This window comes from Anaerotruncus massiliensis (ex Togo et al. 2026), from assembly GCF_030825285.1.
GTDB lineage: Bacteria > Bacillota > Clostridia > Oscillospirales > Ruminococcaceae > Anaerotruncus > Anaerotruncus massiliensis.
In genome coordinates this window covers 26,259-42,188 of the sequence record NZ_JAPJQF010000007.1, presented here as the reverse complement: position 1 = coordinate 42,188, position 15,930 = coordinate 26,259, and the positions used below count along the sequence as shown (strand labels likewise).

Here is a 15,930-nt window from a genome sequence, read left to right as displayed (position 1 = left end):
GCGGCGCCCTCGCGGGGGCGGCAAAGTTGGGTTAGTTTTCTGTTTGCGGGCCGGCGGGCCGGGGGGCCTTCGCGGGGGGTACCCCCAAATACCAACCGCGCCCCGCCGGCGGGGGGGCCGCTTTTCATGCCATATCATTTCACCTTGTATGTATCCTTGTAGTGCTTGCAGCAGACATTCAGCACGCATTTGTCGCATTGGGGCCGCCGCGCGATGCAGACGGCGCGGCCGTGCAGCACCAGCCGGTGGCAGAAGTTGTTGGACTCGGCGGGCGGCAGCAGCGGTCGGAGCTGTTCCTCCACCTTGGCGGGGTCCTTGCTGTCGGTGAGGCCGAGCAGGTTGGTGATGCGGATGCAGTGGGTGTCGCAGACGATCGCGGGCTTCCCGTAGACGTCGCCCACCACGAGGTTCGCGGTCTTGCGCCCGATGCCGGGGAGCTTGGTCAGCTCCTCGACCGTGTCGGGGAGCACGCCACCGTACTGCTCCATCAGCATCCGGCACATCGCGACGATGTCCTTCGCCTTGGTGTGGTAGAAGCCGCAGGGCTTCACGATCGCCTCCACGTCGGCGACGTCCGCCTCCGCGAAGTCCCGGACGCTCTGGTATTTCTGGAAGAGATCGACGCAGACGATGTTGACCCGCGCGTCGGTGCACTGCGCGGCCAGACGGGTGGCGATCATCAGCTCGTGGGGCTTTTGGTAGTCGAGGGAGCAGATCGCGTCGGGGTATTCCGCTTTCAGCAGCTCCACCGCCTGCAGGGCGGCTTTTTTCTTGTTCATGGGGAACCTCCTTTAAGGAATCATGGGCAGCGCGGCGTGGAAGACGAATCCCAGCGCGCCGGAGATGCAGATGAGCCAGATGGGATGCAGCTTTTTGCGCCAGCGGCTGACCGCGAAGACGATCACGCCGATCAGGATGGCGCGCCAGCTGATGTGGGGCAGCGTCCAGAAGTAGAGCAGGGCGTGGGGGGAGAGGCCGCCGAGGGTGATCGCGGTGAAGATCGAGAGCGCGGCCGACGCGACGAGGGCGACGACGGCGGGGCGCAGGCCGTAAAAGACGGCCTTCACATAGATGTTCTCCTGGATGCGGCCGAACCACTTCGCGACGATGAGGATGATGAGGAAGGAGGGGAGCACGACGCCGAGGGTGGCACAGACGGCGCCGGCGACGCCCGACTGGGACATGCCCACAAAGGTGGCGATGTTGACCGCGAAGGGGCCGGGGGTGGACTCGCTGATGGCGATGAAATCGATGAGCTGCTGCTGGGTGAGCCAGCCGTGCGAGAGGATGTCCTGCTGGATCATCGGGATCATCGCGTAGCCGCCGCCGAAGGTGAAAAGCCCGATCTTGAAAAAGGTGAGGAAGAGGTAGAGGTTGATCATTTGCCGTCACCTCCCGCCGCTTCCGGGTTCCTGCGCGCGATCACAAGCTGGCGGACGACGCCGGCCGCGCCCGAGAGGACGAGCAGAAGGATCACGCTGACGTTGAAAAAGGAGGCCGCGAGGAAATCGATCAGGATGACGATCGCGACGAAGTTGGTGCGGGGGACCTGCTTGCCGAGCTTGATGACGGCATTGAGGATGAGCACGACGACACCCGCGCGGATGCCGTCGAACACCCAGGTCAGCCAGGTGAACCGCTGGTACTGCATGATGAAGAGGGAGAGCACCGCGATGATGAGGAAGGAGGGCAGCGCGACCCCGAGGGTTGCGGAAGCGGCCCCCCAGAACCCGGCGACGCGGTAGCCGATGAAGGTGGCTGAGTTGATGGAGACGGGCCCGGGGGTCGCCTCGGAGATGGCGAGCACGTCGAGCATCTCCTCGTCGCTGATCCACTGGTGGGTTTCCACCGCCTCCCGGTGGATGAGGGGGATCATCGCGTAGCCGCCCCCGAAGGTGAAGAGGCCGATCTTGAAGAAGGCGGCGAACAGTCTTAAAAGCGGGTGATTCTTTTTCATGTGCGATTCAGACTCTTTTCCACAGGCGACGCCTGTTTGATCAGCCGCGCGCCCAGGGGAACCCCTGACGAACCCGCGGCCCCGCGGGCGGGGCCGGCCGGAAAATGCGGTTACGCGTTTATTATACCCCGAAACGACAGGCCCCGTCAAACAATCTGAATAAATGTTACTGTTTTGTCATAAGCTACAGAAAGGAAAATTTTGTATGGAAGAGGGGAACGCCCATGACCATCCGCCTCAAACCCCTTGCGGTCTCGGTGGCCGTCCCGCTGGCCGGCGGGCTGCTCAGCAACTGGCTTTCAGGGGACGTCCGCGCGGTCTACGAATCGCTCGATCTGCCCGCCTTCGCGCCGCCCGCATGGATATTCGGGGTCGTGTGGCCGCTGCTCTACCTGCTGCTGGGGATCGCGGCCTATCTCATATGGGAGAAGCCCGCCTCCTCCGCGCGCACGCAGGCGCTCACTTTTTACGGCGCGCAGCTCCTCCTCAATTTCCTCTGGAGCCCGCTCTTCTTCCGGTTCGGGCTTTTCCGTTTTGCCTTCTGGGAGCTGTGCGCCCTTTTCGCGCTCGCCGCGGTCACCGCGGCCTGCTTCGCGATGCTCTCCCGGCGCACACTCTGGCTCACGGCGCCCTATCTCTGCTGGCTGCTCTACGCGGCGGCGCTCAACCGGGCGGTCGCGGCGCTGAATTGACCGCATCCTCTATCAATTTTTTTACCGCTGTGGTAGAATAGGGAAAAGGCCCGCGGGCAAAACGACGGAAGAAAAAAGGTGCGCAGATGAAACTGAATTTCAACAAACGGGATACGACCATGGCCGTCTACGCGTTTCTGGTGCTGGCGGCGGCGATCCTCTTCTACGGGCTGCTGAACAATTTTCCGGTGGTGGGCAGGGCGTTTTCGACGGTGTTGGGGCTGATTTCCCCCTTCATCTACGCGTTCGGCATCGCCTACATCCTCAATCCGATCTTGAAATTTATCGAGCGCGCCATCCTCTCCCCCCTGCTCGGAAAGCACGTCAGCGGCAAGTGCATCCGCGCGGTCGCGGTGCTGCTGACCTTCCTGTTCGCGGCGGGGGTGATCGCGGTCTTCGTCATGATCGTCATCCCGCAGCTGATCTCGAGCATCACGGGGCTCGTCTACAGGCTTTCCCGCTACCTCAATTCGCCTGACACCTGGCTGCCGCGCCTGCTGGCGCTCTTCCCCGACCTCGACCTTGACGCCACGATCTCGAACGCGCTCAGGCAGTACGCCGACACGATCCTGAACTCGACCGTCTCGATGATGAAGCAGCTGCTTCCCTGGCTCGTCTCGGCGTCCACCAGCTTTGCGTCGGGGCTCCTCAGCACGGTGGTGGGCATCATCATCTCGGTCTACATGCTGCTCGACAAGGAGCGGTTCTGCGCGGGCTGCAAAAAGGTTTGGTACGCCATCCTTCCGCAGCAGCGCGCCGACTGGCTGCTTGACCTGACCGCCGAGGCCAACCGGGTGTTCGGCGGCTTCATCAGCGGGAAGATCCTCGACTCCCTCATCATCGGCATCCTCTGCTTTTTGGGGATGACCCTCTTCAAGATGCCCAACGCGATGCTCATTTCGGTCATCGTGGGGGTCACCAACGTCATCCCCTATTTCGGGCCGTTTATCGGCGCGATCCCCTCGTTTTTCATCATCCTGATCGACGCGCCGATCAAGGCGCTGTGGTTCCTCGTTTTCATCCTCATCCTCCAGCAGTTCGACGGCAACATCCTCGGCCCCAAAATCCTCGGCGACTCTACGGGGCTTTCGGCCTTCTGGGTCATCTTCGCGATCATGCTGTTCGGCGGCCTCTACGGGTTCATCGGGATGTTTTTGGGCGTGCCCGTCTTCTCGGTGGTCTACATGCTCATCTGGCGGTTCGTCGACGCGCGGCTGGCCGCCCGCGGCATGCCGCTGGAACTGGTGAGCTACAGCGCGCCCGACTCGCCCATCCCGCAGGGCTCGAAGAAGCAGAAGCCCGCCCGGCGCGGCGCGCCGGGCATGCTGCGCGGGGCGCACGTCTCCCGCATCGGGCCGCCGCGCCGCAAAAAAACGGACGAGCCGGAGGACGCCTCCGGCGGGAGGGAAAACGACTCGACCGATGCGTGAACAAACTGTGAAGAAAGATGAATCTTTTGTTAAGATTTGCCGGTTTCCTCTCGCGCTGAGGAAAAGTGTGATAGAATACTCTATACAAAATGCGGCATCGAAAGTGAGGACTGACTGTGAAGGTCAAACGGTACAAGCTGGTTACCTACCTTGTCATTACCCTTGGCATCTGCCTCTATATCTTTTTTGAGGCGCCCAATCTCAACCCCTTTTTCTATTCGGACGGCGCCTTCTTCTGGGCGGTGGTCATCACCCTCTATGTCGGCGCGTGGGCGCTCATGCATTTCGGGGAGCTGACCTTCCAGTTCACCGACCGCAGCGAGCGGCCGTTCAACTATGTGCCAAACGAGAAGTTCCCCCGCTGGACCAAGCTCCTGCTTGCGCTGCCGTGGGTGTTTTTCATCGTGGTGCTGGTCGGCTCCTCCTTCATCTTCAACTGGAAGGCCTTCCGCGACCAGCTCGGCACCTCCGAGGTGGTCGAGTTTTCCGCGAGCATGCAGGCGGTCGACCTCAACCAGGTGCCGGTCGTAGACCAGGAGCTGGCCGTGCGGCTGGCCGACAAGAAGCTCGGCGAGCGCGCGGGGCTCGGCAGCCAGGTGCGCCTGGGCAGCAACGACGCGACGATCCAGCGGGTGGACGGCAAGCTCGTGTGGGCGGTGCCGCTCTACCATTCCGGCCTCTTCAAGTGGCTGACCAACATGTCGGGCACCCCGGGCTATATCCTCGTGTCCGCCACCGATGTGAACGACGTGCAGTACGTCGAAAATTTCAAGGTGAAATACCAGCCGGGCAACTACCTGCTGCACGACCTGACGAGGCACACCCGCTTCTTCGGGGCGTGGTTCGACGGGATCACCGACCCCTCCTTTGAGATCGCCGACGACGGCCAGCCCTACTGGATCTATACGACCTACCGCAACCGGCGCGGCTTCAGCCTCCCCGAGGCGACGGGCGCGTGGGTGGTCAACGCGACCACCGGCGAGATGGAAAAGTATACGATCGACACGATCCCCGAATGGGTCGACCGCATCCAGCCGGAGGACTTCATCATCCGCCAGATCAACAACAAGGGCGAGTATGTGCGCGGCTGGCTCAACTTCGCGGACAAGGACAAATACCGCGCCTCGGCCGGGCACATGATCATCTACAACAACGACCGCTGCTACCTCTTCACCGGCATGACGAGCGTGGGCGGGGACGACAGCGCGATCGGGTTCATCATGGTCGACATGGTCACCAAGGAATCGATCGTCTACCAGATGCCGGGCGCGACCGAGATGGCGGCGCAGGGCTCGGCGGAGGGCAAGGTCCAGCACCTGGGCTACGACGCGACCTTCCCGCTCATCCTGAACGTCGAGGGCCAGCCGACCTACTTCATGGCGCTCAAGGACCAGAGCCGCCTCATCAAGCAGTACGCCTTTGTATCGGTCGCCAACTATTCGATCGTCGGCACGGGCGAGACGATTCCGCTCGCGCTGCGCGACTACCAGCAGGGGCTCAAGAATTCGGGCATCGCGGGGGTCGCGCCGCCCGCCTCGGAGCAGGCCGTGGTCACCGGGACGGTCGAGCGCATCGCCTCGGAGGTGAGCGGCGGGGATACGGTCTACAAGATGATCCTCGCGGAGCACCCCGACAAGATCTTCACGGTCCCCGCGCTCGTCTCCGACGAGCTGGCGCTCACCCGCGAGGGGGACCGCGTCAAGATCGAATACACCGAGGGCGATGGGATCATCAGCCAGGCCACCGTGTTCGACAACCTCGCCTACACCCAAAAATAAGCAGCAGGGGTCCCGCGAAACCGCGGGGCCCCCTTCTTTTCCCGGCGGGGCGTTTCGGCCGGAACCGCTTTTTTCGCCCTGTTTTTGTTGACAGAACAGGTTTGCCTCACTATAATGGAAGAAATCCGGGCGATGTATTGAAATACCGCTTTAAACTGTAAAATTCACACGGGAGGAGGGATGGACGATGGAGAGGCTCACGGGGATCGGCGGGAGCGGCGGGCTCGTGTTCGGGCGGCTGCATTTCTTCGACAACTCGGTGCGCCAGGTGGGGCCCTGCCCGGCCGCCGACAGCCGCGTGGAGCTGGAGCGGTTCGAGGCGGCGCGCGCGGAGACGCTCGGCATCCTCGACGCGCTGCAGCTGCGCGCGCAGGAGGAGGCGGGCCCCGACGAGGCGCGCATTTTTGAAATCCATCGGATCATGCTGACCGATCCCGACTTCGAGGACCGGGTGACCGACCGGATCGTCCGGCAGGGCCTGACCGCGGAATACGCGGTGCAGGAAGCCGGACGGGAACTTGCGCAGATGCTGGCGGCGATGGACGACGCCTACATGCGGGAACGCAGCGCGGACGTGACCGACGTGTGCAACGGGGTCATGCGGAGGTTGCGCGGCGAAAAGGAGGCGGACCTGCCGGGGCGCGGTCCGGAGCCGTGGGTGCTCGCGGCGCGCCACCTGCTGCCCAGCGAGGTGGTGCGGATCGAGCGGGGCAGGGTGCTCGCGCTCGTCACGAGCGGGGGCTCGCAGATGTCCCACGCCTGCATCCTCGCGCGCACGATGGGGGTGCCCGCCGTGACGCGGGTGGGAGAGAGGCTCTTCACCCTGCGGGAGGGCGGGGTCGTCGTGGTGAACGGCTTTACCGGCGAGGTGTTCGCTGACCCGGACGAGCGCACCCTCATGGCGGTGCGGGAGGGCTGCCAGGGCCCGCGCGGACAGTCGGGCTGACGGTGCAGGGAAGCAAGTTCCCTCTTGCATTTTTTCGCGGATATGATATGATAGGAGCATACTCATAGCAGAGTAGGAACCGGCGCGTTAAGTGCCGCCCGAACGGGGAGTTGTCGGGCGGACGAAAAGGAATCCTTGCGGTGCCGGTCCCGCATCCCGCTGCTGCATCCAAAGAGCGAGCCCTCTTTTCATGTAGCAAGAGACTGTTACATGAAAGGAGGTTATTTTTTTGATGAATCGGTTTTCTTCCCTTGCGGCGGAGCTGCGCGGGATTCCCCGCCTGACCGCCGAGTCGGCCCGGGAGACCCGCAGCGTCCGTTCGCTGACGGGCACCTCGATGCTCATGGCGCTGTCGGTGCTGCTCAACCAGTTCACGATCTTCATAAGCGCGCTGATCCGCGTGAGCTTCACCTTCCTGCCGATCGCGGCCGCCGGCATGCTCTTCGGCCCGGTGCTCACCGGGCTGGCGGGCGCGGCCATCGACATCCTCAAGTACTTCACCCGCAACGACGGAAGCGCCTTCTTCCCCGGGTTCACGATCAGTGAATTCATGCGCGGCTTCCTCTACGGGCTGATCCTCTACCGCAAGCCGGTCACGCTCGGGCGCACGGCAGCCGCGCATCTGAGCGTCATGGTGGTGGTCACCTTCCTGCTCAACCCGCTGTGGCTGTCGATGATGTACGGGCAGGCGTTTGTCGCGCTCGTCGGCATGCGCGTGATCAAGAACCTCTTCCTCTTCCCGGTCGAAGTGGCGATGCTCTACGCGCTGCTCAAGGCCACCGCGACCATTCGCGCGCGCGCCCTTGTGTGAACCTTCTTTCTTTTCTATCGCAAAAGAAAGAAGCAAAGAAAATGCTCCTGAAGCAGGGCCTGCGGGCCCGGGTAAAGGGCTCCGCCCTCGAAAACGCCCGGCACTCTTTCAGAGTGCCGGGCGTTTTCTCACCCGCCGCCTTTTAAAAAAGGCGGACGAAAATTTTTATTTGGGAAAGAACCTCGCGGGCGGCGTGGCGCGATAGGGAACGGCGCCCTGCCCGCATCAAAAGTTTCGGGGTCCAGGGGGACTTTTCAAAGTCCCCCTGGCGGGGTTCAGGGGGGATTTCCAAAGCCCTCCCTGGCGGGGTTCAGAGGGGGATTTTCAAAGCCCTCCCTGGGCGGCGAAGCGCGTGAGGTTCTCGGCGGCGAGGCGCAGCAGGCGTTCGCGCGTCTCGACGGGCATCCAGCTCACATGCGGGGTGCAGATGACGCGCGGATGGAAGGCGAGCGGGTGGCCGGGCGCGGGCGGCTCCTCGGAGAGCACGTCGAGCCCGGCCATGTAGAGCCTGCCGGAGTCGAGCGCGTCGGCCACGTCCCGCTCGTTGAGGATCGCGCCGCGCGCCGTGTTGAGCAGCACCGCGCCCGGCTTCATGCGGGAGATCATCTCCGCGTCCACCATGCCGCGGGTCTCGTCGGTCAGCGGGCAGTGGATGCTCACCACGTCCGATTTCGCGAGCAGTTCGCCGAGCGGGACCATCCGGGCCGCGCCGTCTCCGGACGCGGGACGGCGGCGGCAGGCGAGCACCTCCATACCGAGCGCGGCGGCGGTCTTCGCCACCGCGCGGCCGATCTCGCCGTAGCCGATGACGCCGAGCGTCCTGCCCGCGAGCTCGAACATCCGCTGCCCGGCGACCTGCGGGTCGGTGGGGGAGACCCAGCGGCCCTCGCGGACGTAGCGGGCGTGCTCCGGGGTGGCGCAGGCGATCGAGAGGAGCAGCGAGATGGTGCTCTGCGCGACCGCCATCGTGCTGTAGGAGGGCACGTTGCGGACCGTCACGCCCGCGCGGCGCGCCGCCTCGAGGTCGATCATGTTGTAGCCGGTGCCGAAGGTGCCCGCGAACCGCAGGCGCGGACAGGCGGCGAAGGTCTCCGCGGTGAGGGGCGCGCGGTTGGTGAAGACCGCTTCGGCGTCTCCGATGCGCGCAGCGATCTGCCCGGGCGGGGTGTCGTCATACCATTCCACCGTAAAGCGCGCGGGGTCGAGCGGCAGGCCGCCCGTGCCGTACCCCGCGAGAAATCCGTCGAGAACCACTACTTTCATGCCCTGACCTCCCTTGCAGGGACATTGTAACAGAAGCGGGCGCGCATTACAAGAAACTGGGGGCGCGGACGGGCGATTGTTACCAAAATGTTAACATTGAAAATTTTTTGGAAAAGGGCTTGATTTTTAGAAAAAATGTATTAGAATAGTCTTAGCACTCAGAGAGAAAGAGTGCTAACAAATCTCCTTAAATTTGTCAAAAAACTATTATAATAACTGGAGGAATTCATCATGACGATCAAACCATTGGCAGACAGAGTTGTCACAAAGATGGCGGAAGCGGAAGAGACCACCAAGAGCGGCATCATTTTGGCGGGCTCCGCGAAGGAAAAACCGGAAATCGCCGAAGTTCTGGCGGTCGGCCCGGGCGGCCTGGTTGACGGCAAGGAAGTCAAGATGACCGTCAAGGTCGGCGACAAGGTCCTGATGAGCAAGTATTCCGGCACGCAGGTCAAGGTGGACGGCGAGGAATACACCATCGTGCGCCAGAACGACATCCTCGCGATCGTGGAATGATCACAGCCCCGTGAACAATAAATTTTGATATAGGAGACTGATAAATATGGCTAAGGTTATCTGCTATGGCGAGGATGCCCGCAAGGCGCTCCAGGCCGGTATTGACAAGCTTTCCGACACCGTTAAGATCACCCTGGGACCCAAGGGCCGCAACGTCGTGCTCGACAAGAAGTTCGGCGCCCCGCTCATCACCAACGACGGCGTGACGATCGCCAAGGAGATCGAGCTGCCCGACGCGTATGAGAACATGGGCGCGCAGCTGGTCAAGGAGGTCGCGACCAAGACCAACGACGCGGCCGGCGACGGCACCACCACCGCGACCCTGCTGGCGCAGGCGCTGGTGCGTGAGGGCATGAAGAACGTCACCTCGGGCGCGAACCCGATGGCGGTCAAGAAGGGCATCGCCAAGGCGGTCGACGCGGCGGTCGAGTCGCTCAAGGAGAATTCCAAGAAGGTCAAGGGCAGCAAGGACATCGCGCGCGTCGCGTCCGTCTCGTCCGGCGACGAGTTCATCGGCGAGCTGATCTCCGAAGCGATGGAAAAGGTTTCCGCCGACGGCGTCATCACGATCGAGGAGTCCAAGACCGCCGAGACCTACACCGACGTGGTCGAGGGCATGCAGTTCGACCGCGGATATATCACCCCCTACATGGTCACCGACACCGAGAAGATGGAAGCCGTCCTCGACGACGCCTACATCCTCATCACCGACAAGAAAATCTCCTCCATCCAGGAGATCCTGCCTCTGCTCGAGCAGGTGGTCCAGGGCGGCAAGAAGCTGCTCATCATCGCTGAGGACGTCGAGGGCGAGGCGCTCTCCACCCTCATCGTCAACCGCCTGCGCGGCACCTTCACCTGCGTCGCGGTCAAGGCCCCCGGCTTTGGCGACCGCCGCAAGGAGATGCTCCAGGATATCGCCATCCTGACCGGCGGCCAGGTCATCAGCGAAGAGGTCGGCCTCGAGCTGAAGGAGACCCAGCTGAACCAGCTCGGCCGCGCGCGCCAGGTCAAGATCCAGAAGGAGAACACGATCATCGTCGACGGTATGGGCGACAAGAAGGCCATCAAGGACCGCATCGCGCAGATCCGCGCCCAGATCGAGACGACCACCAGCGATTACGACAAGGAGAAGCTCCAGGAGCGCCTGGCGAAGCTCTCCGGCGGCGTCGCGGTCATCCGCGTCGGCGCTGCCACCGAGATCGAGATGAAGGAAAAGAAGCTGCGCATCGAGGACGCCCTGTCCGCGACCAAGGCGGCTGTTGAGGAAGGCATCGTCGCCGGCGGCGGCGTGGCGCTGCTTAACACCATCCCGGCGGTCGAAAAGCTCATCCCGGGCCTCGACGGCGACGAGAAGACCGGCGCCCGCATCGTCCGCCGCGCGCTGGAGGAGCCCATCCGCCAGATCGCCGAGAACGCCGGCATGGAGGGCTCGGTCATCATCGACAAGCTCCGCCGCACCCGCAAGGTCGGCTACGGCTTCGACTTCGCCAAGGAGACCTACGGCGACATGATCGAGCTGGGCATCGTCGACCCGACCAAGGTCACCCGCAGCGCGATCCAGAACGCCGCTTCCGTGGCGGCGATGGTCCTCACCACCGAGAGCCTCGTCTCGGACGAGAAGGAAGAGAACCCGGTCCCCGCGGCTCCCGCGGGCGGCATGGGCGGCATGTATTAATCCCGCGAAACCCCGCACCCCAAAGGCCCCGGCGCACCGCGCCGGGGCCTTTTTTGTGTGCCTGTGGGACGGGCCGCTGTGAAAAATTTCAAAAAATGCCTTGACAGATTGTGCAATTCGATTATAATGAAAACAACCAAACCAGACACGCGGAGGAAGCCATGAACAAGCTCACCCTCAAACAGAATCGATTTTTCGGCTTTTTTAGCTGGGGCTTTTACTTTAGCACCGGCTTTTTTGGCTATGGAAAAAGATTGTGTTTGATGAGCAGATAGTTCCGCGCGGCTGATCGCAGGGAATATATCCAGAGGACTCATTGACGCAATGGGTCCTCTTTTTGTATGCGCGGATGACGGACCCTTGCGTAAAATCAAATTTATTGGAGGCAACCGCAATGATCGTCATTATGAGACCCCGAACCCCGCAGCAGGAGATCGACAAGCTCACCGACGCGCTCACCAGCCGGGGCGTGGAGGTCAACCCGGTCATCGGCAAGGACCTGATCATCCTCGGCCTTGTGGGCGACACGAGCAAGATCGACCCGACCTGGATCGAGGCAAACCGCAACGTCGAGCGCGTCATGCACGTCGCCGAGCCGTTCAAAAAGGCCAACCGCATGTTCCATCCCGACCCGACCGTCGTGAAGGCGGGAGGCCGCGAGATCGGCGGCAAAAAGATCACGATGATGGCGGGGCCCTGCTCGGTCGAGAGCGAGGAGCAGATCTGCGGCATCGCGGAGCAGGTTAAGGAGATGGGCGCGGATTTCCTGCGCGGCGGCGCGTTCAAGCCCCGCACCTCCCCCTATGCGTTCCAGGGGCTCAAGTACGACGGCCTGAGGCTGCTCAAGGAGGCCCGCGCCAAGACGGGACTTCCGATCGTGACCGAGATCATGTCCCCCTACGACATCGAGCTCTTCGCGGAGGAGGTGGACGTCATCCAGGTGGGCGCGCGCAACATGCAGAATTTTGAGCTGCTCAAGGAGCTCGGACACACCCACAAGCCCATCCTCCTCAAGCGCGGCCTTTCCGCCACGATCGAGGAATGGCTGATGAGCGCCGAATACATCATGGCGGGCGGCAACGAAAACATCATCCTCTGCGAGCGGGGCATCCGCACCTTCGAGACCTACACCCGCAACACCCTCGACCTCTCGGCGATCCCGGCGGTCAAAAAGCTCAGCCACCTGCCCGTCGTCGTCGACCCCAGCCACGCGAGCGGCAAGTGGTGGATGGTCGATCCGCTCGCTAAGGCGGCCGTCGCCGTCGGCACCGACGGGCTGATCATCGAGGTGCACAACGACCCCGCCAACGCCCTCTGCGACGGCCAGCAGTCGATCCGTCCGAGCGTCTACGGAGAGCTCGTCAAGGAGCTGCGCGCCATCGCCCACGCCGTCGGCAGGGAGCTGTAGGGATGCGGGGGAACGGACGGTTGTAAAAAGCGGCCTTTTGAAAAAGGCCCGGCGAAAACTTGGGTTCAGGCGGGCCGCCGCCCCAGCCCAACCCGCCGCCCGTGCGGCAAGGCCCCATTCGCACGCCGCGAGCGTCAGGCGGTTCGCCGCGGCATATCTAATCAAAAGTTCTTTGGCAGGCTTTCTTTCAAGAAAGCCGCAGGGAGGTACTTATGGAGGATTTGGCAGGCTACCGGAGGGAGATCGACGAGATCGATTCCCAGCTGATCCCGCTCTTTGAGCGGCGGATGGACGTGGTGCGCGAGGTCGCGCGGTTTAAAAAGGTGCGGAACATGCAGGTCCTGCAGCGGGACCGGGAGCGCGTGGTGCTCGATAAGGCGGTCGCGCGGCTGCGGGACCCGGGCTATGCGGCCGAGGCGGAACGGTTTATGAACGCGGTGATGGCGATCAGCCGGGCGGCCCAGCGGCGGGACATCGGCGGCGCGCTGCCGCGTGAGGCGGCCCCGCTGACCGGGAAGGTAGGGTACTACGGCGCGCCGGGCTCCTTCTCCGAGCAGGCGCTCGCCGACTACTTCGGCGAGGACCGGGAGCGGACCGCCTGCGCCGAGTTCGAGGACGTCTTCACCGCGCTGCGGGACGGGGAGATCGACTACGGCGTGCTGCCGATCGAGAACTCCTCCACCGGCGCGATCACGCGGGTATACGACCTGCTGGGAAGCTACGGTTTCTTCATCGTCGGGGAGCGCCGCCTGCGCATCCATCAGAACCTCGTGGGCGTGGCGGGCGCGACGCTCGACACGGTGCGCGCCGTCTATTCCCACGAGCAGGGCCTCGAGCAGAGCAGCCGCTTTCTTGCGGAGCACCCCGGCTGGGAACAGGCCGTGTTTCACAGCACCGCTGAAAGTGCCCGCCTGGTGGCCGACGGGGGCGACCCTGCCAAGGCGGCGATCGCGAGCGAACGCGCGGCCGCCCTCTACGGGCTTGAAATCATCGCCCCGGCGATCGAGAACAGCCGCCACAACGCGACCCGCTTCATCGTCATCGGGCGCGCGCTCGCGCCCGCCGGGGCGGACAAGGTGAGCCTCGCCTTCTCGCTCGACAACGAATCGGGCACCCTCTACAACACCCTCCGGCACTTTGCCGACCGGCGGATCAACCTTGTGAAGATCGAGTCCCGCCCCATCCCCGAGGAGCTGTGGAGCTACCGCTTCTACCTCGATTTCGAGGGGGACGTCGACAGCGACGACGTGCGCGGCGTGCTCGCGGAGATCTCCGCCGGGGCCAAGGACTTCCGGCTGCTCGGCGCCTACCGGAGCGACCGGGACTGAACAGAATGAAAAACAGGCGGACGCAGTCGCGTCCGCCTGTTTTTTTGCGTTTTGCAGCGCGCTACGCCAGCGCGATGGGGATGAAATCGGGGAGGGCGGAGACGCGGTAGTCGCAGCCGACCGTGTCGACGGCGTCCTCCGGCGCGAGCCAGCAGGTGGCGACGCCGGCGTTTCTGCCGCCCGCCATGTCGGAAGTGAGCGAGTCGCCCAGCAGGATGACGCGGGAGGGGTCGGGGTTCCCGGCTGCCGCGAGCACCGCGTCGAAATATTCCTTGCGCGGCTTTTGGAAGCCGATCTCCTCCGAGATGAACATGTCCGAGATGAGCGGGCGCAGGGGGGACTTTTCGAGCCGCCGCTTCTGGGTCGCGACAAGGCCGTTGGTGGCGATGTAGAGGGGGCGCTTTCCGGAAAGTGCCCGGCAGAGTTCGAGCGCGCCCTCGCGCAGATAGGCCCCCTCGCCGAGCGCGGCGGTGTAGGCGGCGTTGAAGGCGGCGGGGTCGAAGGACGCGCCGAGCGCGGCGGCGAGCCGCTCGAACCGCCCGACCCGCAGGGCCTCCTGCGTGGTGCCGCCCTGCTCGTAGAGCCTCCAGAGCGCGTCGTTGATCGCGTGGTAGCGGGCGTGGACTTCTTCGTTGAAGGGGACGCCGAAGGCGGCGCAGGTGCCCGCGAGGGCCTCGCGGGCGGCCCGCCGGTAGTCGAAGAGGGTCTCATCCGCGTCGAGCAGAATGACGTCGTATTTCATGGGAGGGTCCTCCTTTTTTGATACGTCCGAGGTAGTCGCGGGTGGCGGCGAACACCTCCGGGGAGAGCAGCAGCACCGCGATCAGGTTGGGCAGGGCCATGAGGCCGTTGAAGGTGTCGGAGACGCTCCAGACGAACTGGAGGCTGCCCACGCAGCCGACGACGGTCATGCCGATGAAGCAGAGGCGGTAGTAGACGCGGGCGCGTGCGCCGAAGAGGTAGTCGACGGCGCGTTCGCCGTAGTAGGACCAGCCGAGGATGGTGGCGAAGGCGAAGCAGCAGACGGCCAGCGTGATGAACACCCCGCCGAACCGGCCGAAACCGCTGGAAAAGGCGGCGATGGCGAGCTCCGCGCCGTCCCCGCCGAGCAGGTGCGCGCCCGAGGTGAGGATGGCCAGCGCGGTGATCGTGCACATGACGATCGTGTCGAAAAAGACCTCGAAGATCCCCCACATCCCCTGGCGGACGGGTTCCTTCACGTTGGAGGCGGAATTGACGATGACCGAGCTGCCGAGCCCGGCCTCGTTGGTGAAGACCCCGCGCGCCACGCCGTAGCGGACGGCGTCCGAGAGGATGAATCCCACCGCGCCGCCCCCCGCGGCCCGCAGGGTGAACGCGTCGGATAGGATGGCGGAGAAGGCGGCGGGGATGCCGCGCCAGTTGAGGCAGATGATGAGAACGCCGCCGAGGGTGTAGGTGACCGCCATGAAGGGCACGAGGCGCTCCGTGACCGAGGCGAGCCGCTTGATGCCGCCGAGGATGACCACCCCGGCGAGGGTGGCGACGGCGATGCCGACGGCGAGCGGGGAGAGGCCGAAGGAGGAGGCGAGCGCCCCCGAAATGGAGTTGGCCTGGGTCATGTTGCCGATGCCGAAGGAGGCGGCCGCGCAGAAGACGGCGAAGAGGACCGCGAGCCAGCGGCAGCCGAGCCCCCGCTCGATGTAGACCATCGGCCCGCCGACCCATTTGCCCTGGGCGTCGCGGTAGCGGTAGCGGTTGCCGAGGACGTTTTCGGCGTATTTGGTCATCATGCCGACGAGCGCGGAGATCCACATCCAGAAGATGGCCCCCGGCCCGCCCGCCGTGATCGCGGTGGCCACGCCGACGATGTTGCCGGTGCCGATGGTGCCCGCCAGCGCGGTGGCGAGCGCCTGGAACTGGGAGATCGCGCCGGGATCGCGCCGGTCGCGCACATCGGGGCTGCGGAAGATGGCGAAAAGGGTGCCGCGCAGCCACAGCCCGAACCGCCGAAATTGGAAAAAACCGGTGCCGACCGTGAAATAGAGGCCCGCGAGCAGCAGGAAGCCGATCATGACGGGCCCCCACACGAAGCCGCCGACCAGTTGGTTGAGCTTTGCGATCCCTTCCGCGAGTTTTTCCATGCC

Annotated in this window: 16 protein-coding genes and 1 riboswitch; of the genes, 9 read left to right on the top strand and 7 right to left on the bottom strand. The window is 64.0% G+C overall.

What is annotated here, in order from left to right:
- Positions 1 to 134: 134 nt before the first annotated feature.
- From nth to RCI06_RS04115, 3 genes are read right to left on the bottom strand one after another with little or no spacing between them, the layout of a single operon-like run.
- Positions 135 to 779, bottom strand: a complete 645-nt coding sequence (nth, locus tag RCI06_RS04125; protein WP_276871881.1) for an endonuclease III — start codon at positions 777 to 779, stop codon at positions 135 to 137.
- A gap of 12 nt (positions 780 to 791) precedes the next feature.
- Positions 792 to 1,382, bottom strand: coding sequence for a chromate transporter (locus RCI06_RS04120; RefSeq protein ID WP_101549771.1), 591 nt, complete (start codon positions 1,380 to 1,382; stop codon positions 792 to 794).
- Entirely contained in the window at positions 1,379 to 1,957 is a 579-nt protein-coding gene (locus RCI06_RS04115; protein WP_101549774.1) for a chromate transporter, read from the bottom strand. Before RCI06_RS04115 ends, RCI06_RS04120 begins: the two co-directional genes overlap by 4 nt.
- A 224-nt stretch (positions 1,958 to 2,181) precedes the next feature.
- Here RCI06_RS04115 and RCI06_RS04110 point away from each other — a divergent pair, with 224 nt between their 5' ends.
- From RCI06_RS04110 to RCI06_RS04090, 5 genes are all read left to right on the top strand, one after another.
- The gene (locus RCI06_RS04110) at positions 2,182 to 2,649 is read left to right on the top strand and encodes a TspO/MBR family protein (RefSeq protein ID WP_172439174.1); all 468 of its coding nucleotides are present in this window, start codon (positions 2,182 to 2,184) and stop codon (positions 2,647 to 2,649) included.
- An 86-nt stretch (positions 2,650 to 2,735) separates the two neighbouring features.
- Positions 2,736 to 4,079 (top strand): AI-2E family transporter, encoded by a 1,344-nt coding sequence (locus tag RCI06_RS04105; RefSeq protein WP_101549779.1) that lies wholly within the window; start codon positions 2,736 to 2,738, stop codon positions 4,077 to 4,079.
- A gap of 116 nt (positions 4,080 to 4,195) precedes the next feature.
- Positions 4,196 to 5,857 carry a hypothetical protein gene (locus RCI06_RS04100; protein ID WP_101549782.1) on the top strand — a complete coding sequence of 554 codons (1,662 nt, stop codon included), beginning with the start codon at positions 4,196 to 4,198 and terminating at the stop codon, positions 5,855 to 5,857.
- Between the two features lie 187 nt (positions 5,858 to 6,044).
- Positions 6,045 to 6,803 carry a phosphoenolpyruvate-utilizing N-terminal domain-containing protein gene (locus tag RCI06_RS04095; RefSeq protein WP_101549784.1) on the top strand — a complete coding sequence of 253 codons (759 nt, stop codon included), beginning with the start codon at positions 6,045 to 6,047 and terminating at the stop codon, positions 6,801 to 6,803.
- Between the two features lie 66 nt (positions 6,804 to 6,869).
- A riboswitch (THF riboswitch) is annotated at positions 6,870 to 6,967 on the top strand.
- Positions 6,968 to 7,035: 68 nt separating this feature from the next.
- Positions 7,036 to 7,614: a folate family ECF transporter S component gene (locus tag RCI06_RS04090; protein ID WP_306574450.1), complete on the top strand. Its 579-nt coding sequence runs from the start codon at positions 7,036 to 7,038 to the stop codon at positions 7,612 to 7,614.
- A 324-nt stretch (positions 7,615 to 7,938) separates the two neighbouring features.
- Here the strand turns inward: RCI06_RS04090 and RCI06_RS04085 are convergent, their stop codons facing one another.
- Positions 7,939 to 8,877 carry a D-2-hydroxyacid dehydrogenase gene (locus tag RCI06_RS04085; protein WP_306574449.1) on the bottom strand — a complete coding sequence of 313 codons (939 nt, stop codon included), beginning with the start codon at positions 8,875 to 8,877 and terminating at the stop codon, positions 7,939 to 7,941.
- Positions 8,878 to 9,108: 231 nt separating this feature from the next.
- Between RCI06_RS04085 and groES the strand changes: the two genes are divergently transcribed.
- Both groES and groL read left to right on the top strand, forming a co-directional pair.
- Complete coding sequence (gene groES / locus RCI06_RS04080) at positions 9,109 to 9,393, top strand: co-chaperone GroES (RefSeq protein WP_101549792.1); 285 nt, start codon at positions 9,109 to 9,111, stop codon at positions 9,391 to 9,393.
- A 46-nt stretch (positions 9,394 to 9,439) separates the two neighbouring features.
- Positions 9,440 to 11,068 (top strand): chaperonin GroEL, encoded by a 1,629-nt coding sequence (gene groL / locus RCI06_RS04075; RefSeq protein WP_101549794.1) that lies wholly within the window; start codon positions 9,440 to 9,442, stop codon positions 11,066 to 11,068.
- Here the strand turns inward: groL and RCI06_RS04070 are convergent.
- Complete coding sequence (locus RCI06_RS04070) at positions 11,065 to 11,385, bottom strand: hypothetical protein (RefSeq protein ID WP_172439175.1); 321 nt, start codon at positions 11,383 to 11,385, stop codon at positions 11,065 to 11,067. The two genes, groL and RCI06_RS04070, sit on opposite strands and share 4 nt — an antisense overlap.
- A gap of 77 nt (positions 11,386 to 11,462) precedes the next feature.
- Here RCI06_RS04070 and aroF point away from each other — a divergent pair, with 77 nt between their 5' ends.
- Both aroF and pheA read left to right on the top strand, forming a co-directional pair.
- Complete coding sequence (gene aroF, locus RCI06_RS04065; RefSeq protein WP_306574447.1) at positions 11,463 to 12,476, top strand: 3-deoxy-7-phosphoheptulonate synthase; 1,014 nt, start codon at positions 11,463 to 11,465, stop codon at positions 12,474 to 12,476.
- Positions 12,477 to 12,688: 212 nt separating this feature from the next.
- Positions 12,689 to 13,804 carry a prephenate dehydratase gene (gene pheA / locus RCI06_RS04060; protein ID WP_306574445.1) on the top strand — a complete coding sequence of 372 codons (1,116 nt, stop codon included), beginning with the start codon at positions 12,689 to 12,691 and terminating at the stop codon, positions 13,802 to 13,804.
- Between the two features lie 61 nt (positions 13,805 to 13,865).
- Here pheA and RCI06_RS04055 read toward each other — a convergent pair whose 3' ends face one another.
- Together RCI06_RS04055 and RCI06_RS04050 are read right to left on the bottom strand one after the other, a co-directional pair.
- The gene (locus RCI06_RS04055; RefSeq protein WP_101549800.1) at positions 13,866 to 14,546 is read right to left on the bottom strand and encodes a YjjG family noncanonical pyrimidine nucleotidase; all 681 of its coding nucleotides are present in this window, start codon (positions 14,544 to 14,546) and stop codon (positions 13,866 to 13,868) included.
- Complete coding sequence (locus RCI06_RS04050; RefSeq protein WP_306574444.1) at positions 14,512 to 15,927, bottom strand: sodium:alanine symporter family protein; 1,416 nt, start codon at positions 15,925 to 15,927, stop codon at positions 14,512 to 14,514. Before RCI06_RS04050 ends, RCI06_RS04055 begins: the two co-directional genes overlap by 35 nt.
- Positions 15,928 to 15,930: the final 3 nt, after the last annotated feature.

Bases quoted from the DNA above. Each gene is read 5' to 3' on its own strand.
- RCI06_RS04085 (WP_306574449.1), bottom strand. From the start codon at position 8,877: ATGAAAGTAGTGGTTCTCGACGGATTTCTCGCGGGGTACGGCACGGGC.
- aroF (WP_306574447.1), top strand. From the start codon at position 11,463: ATGATCGTCATTATGAGACCCCGAACCCCGCAGCAGGAGATCGACAAG.
- groL (WP_101549794.1), top strand. From the start codon at position 9,440: ATGGCTAAGGTTATCTGCTATGGCGAGGATGCCCGCAAGGCGCTCCAG.
- RCI06_RS04055 (WP_101549800.1), bottom strand. From the start codon at position 14,546: ATGAAATACGACGTCATTCTGCTCGACGCGGATGAGACCCTCTTCGAC.
- RCI06_RS04070 (WP_172439175.1), bottom strand. From the start codon at position 11,385: ATGAGTCCTCTGGATATATTCCCTGCGATCAGCCGCGCGGAACTATCT.
- nth (WP_276871881.1), bottom strand. From the start codon at position 779: ATGAACAAGAAAAAAGCCGCCCTGCAGGCGGTGGAGCTGCTGAAAGCG.
- RCI06_RS04115 (WP_101549774.1), bottom strand. From the start codon at position 1,957: ATGAAAAAGAATCACCCGCTTTTAAGACTGTTCGCCGCCTTCTTCAAG.
- RCI06_RS04120 (WP_101549771.1), bottom strand. From the start codon at position 1,382: ATGATCAACCTCTACCTCTTCCTCACCTTTTTCAAGATCGGGCTTTTC.
- RCI06_RS04105 (WP_101549779.1), top strand. From the start codon at position 2,736: ATGAAACTGAATTTCAACAAACGGGATACGACCATGGCCGTCTACGCG.
- pheA (WP_306574445.1), top strand. From the start codon at position 12,689: ATGGAGGATTTGGCAGGCTACCGGAGGGAGATCGACGAGATCGATTCC.
- RCI06_RS04110 (WP_172439174.1), top strand. From the start codon at position 2,182: ATGACCATCCGCCTCAAACCCCTTGCGGTCTCGGTGGCCGTCCCGCTG.
- RCI06_RS04095 (WP_101549784.1), top strand. From the start codon at position 6,045: ATGGAGAGGCTCACGGGGATCGGCGGGAGCGGCGGGCTCGTGTTCGGG.
- RCI06_RS04090 (WP_306574450.1), top strand. From the start codon at position 7,036: ATGAATCGGTTTTCTTCCCTTGCGGCGGAGCTGCGCGGGATTCCCCGC.
- RCI06_RS04050 (WP_306574444.1), bottom strand. From the start codon at position 15,927: ATGGAAAAACTCGCGGAAGGGATCGCAAAGCTCAACCAACTGGTCGGC.
- groES (WP_101549792.1), top strand. From the start codon at position 9,109: ATGACGATCAAACCATTGGCAGACAGAGTTGTCACAAAGATGGCGGAA.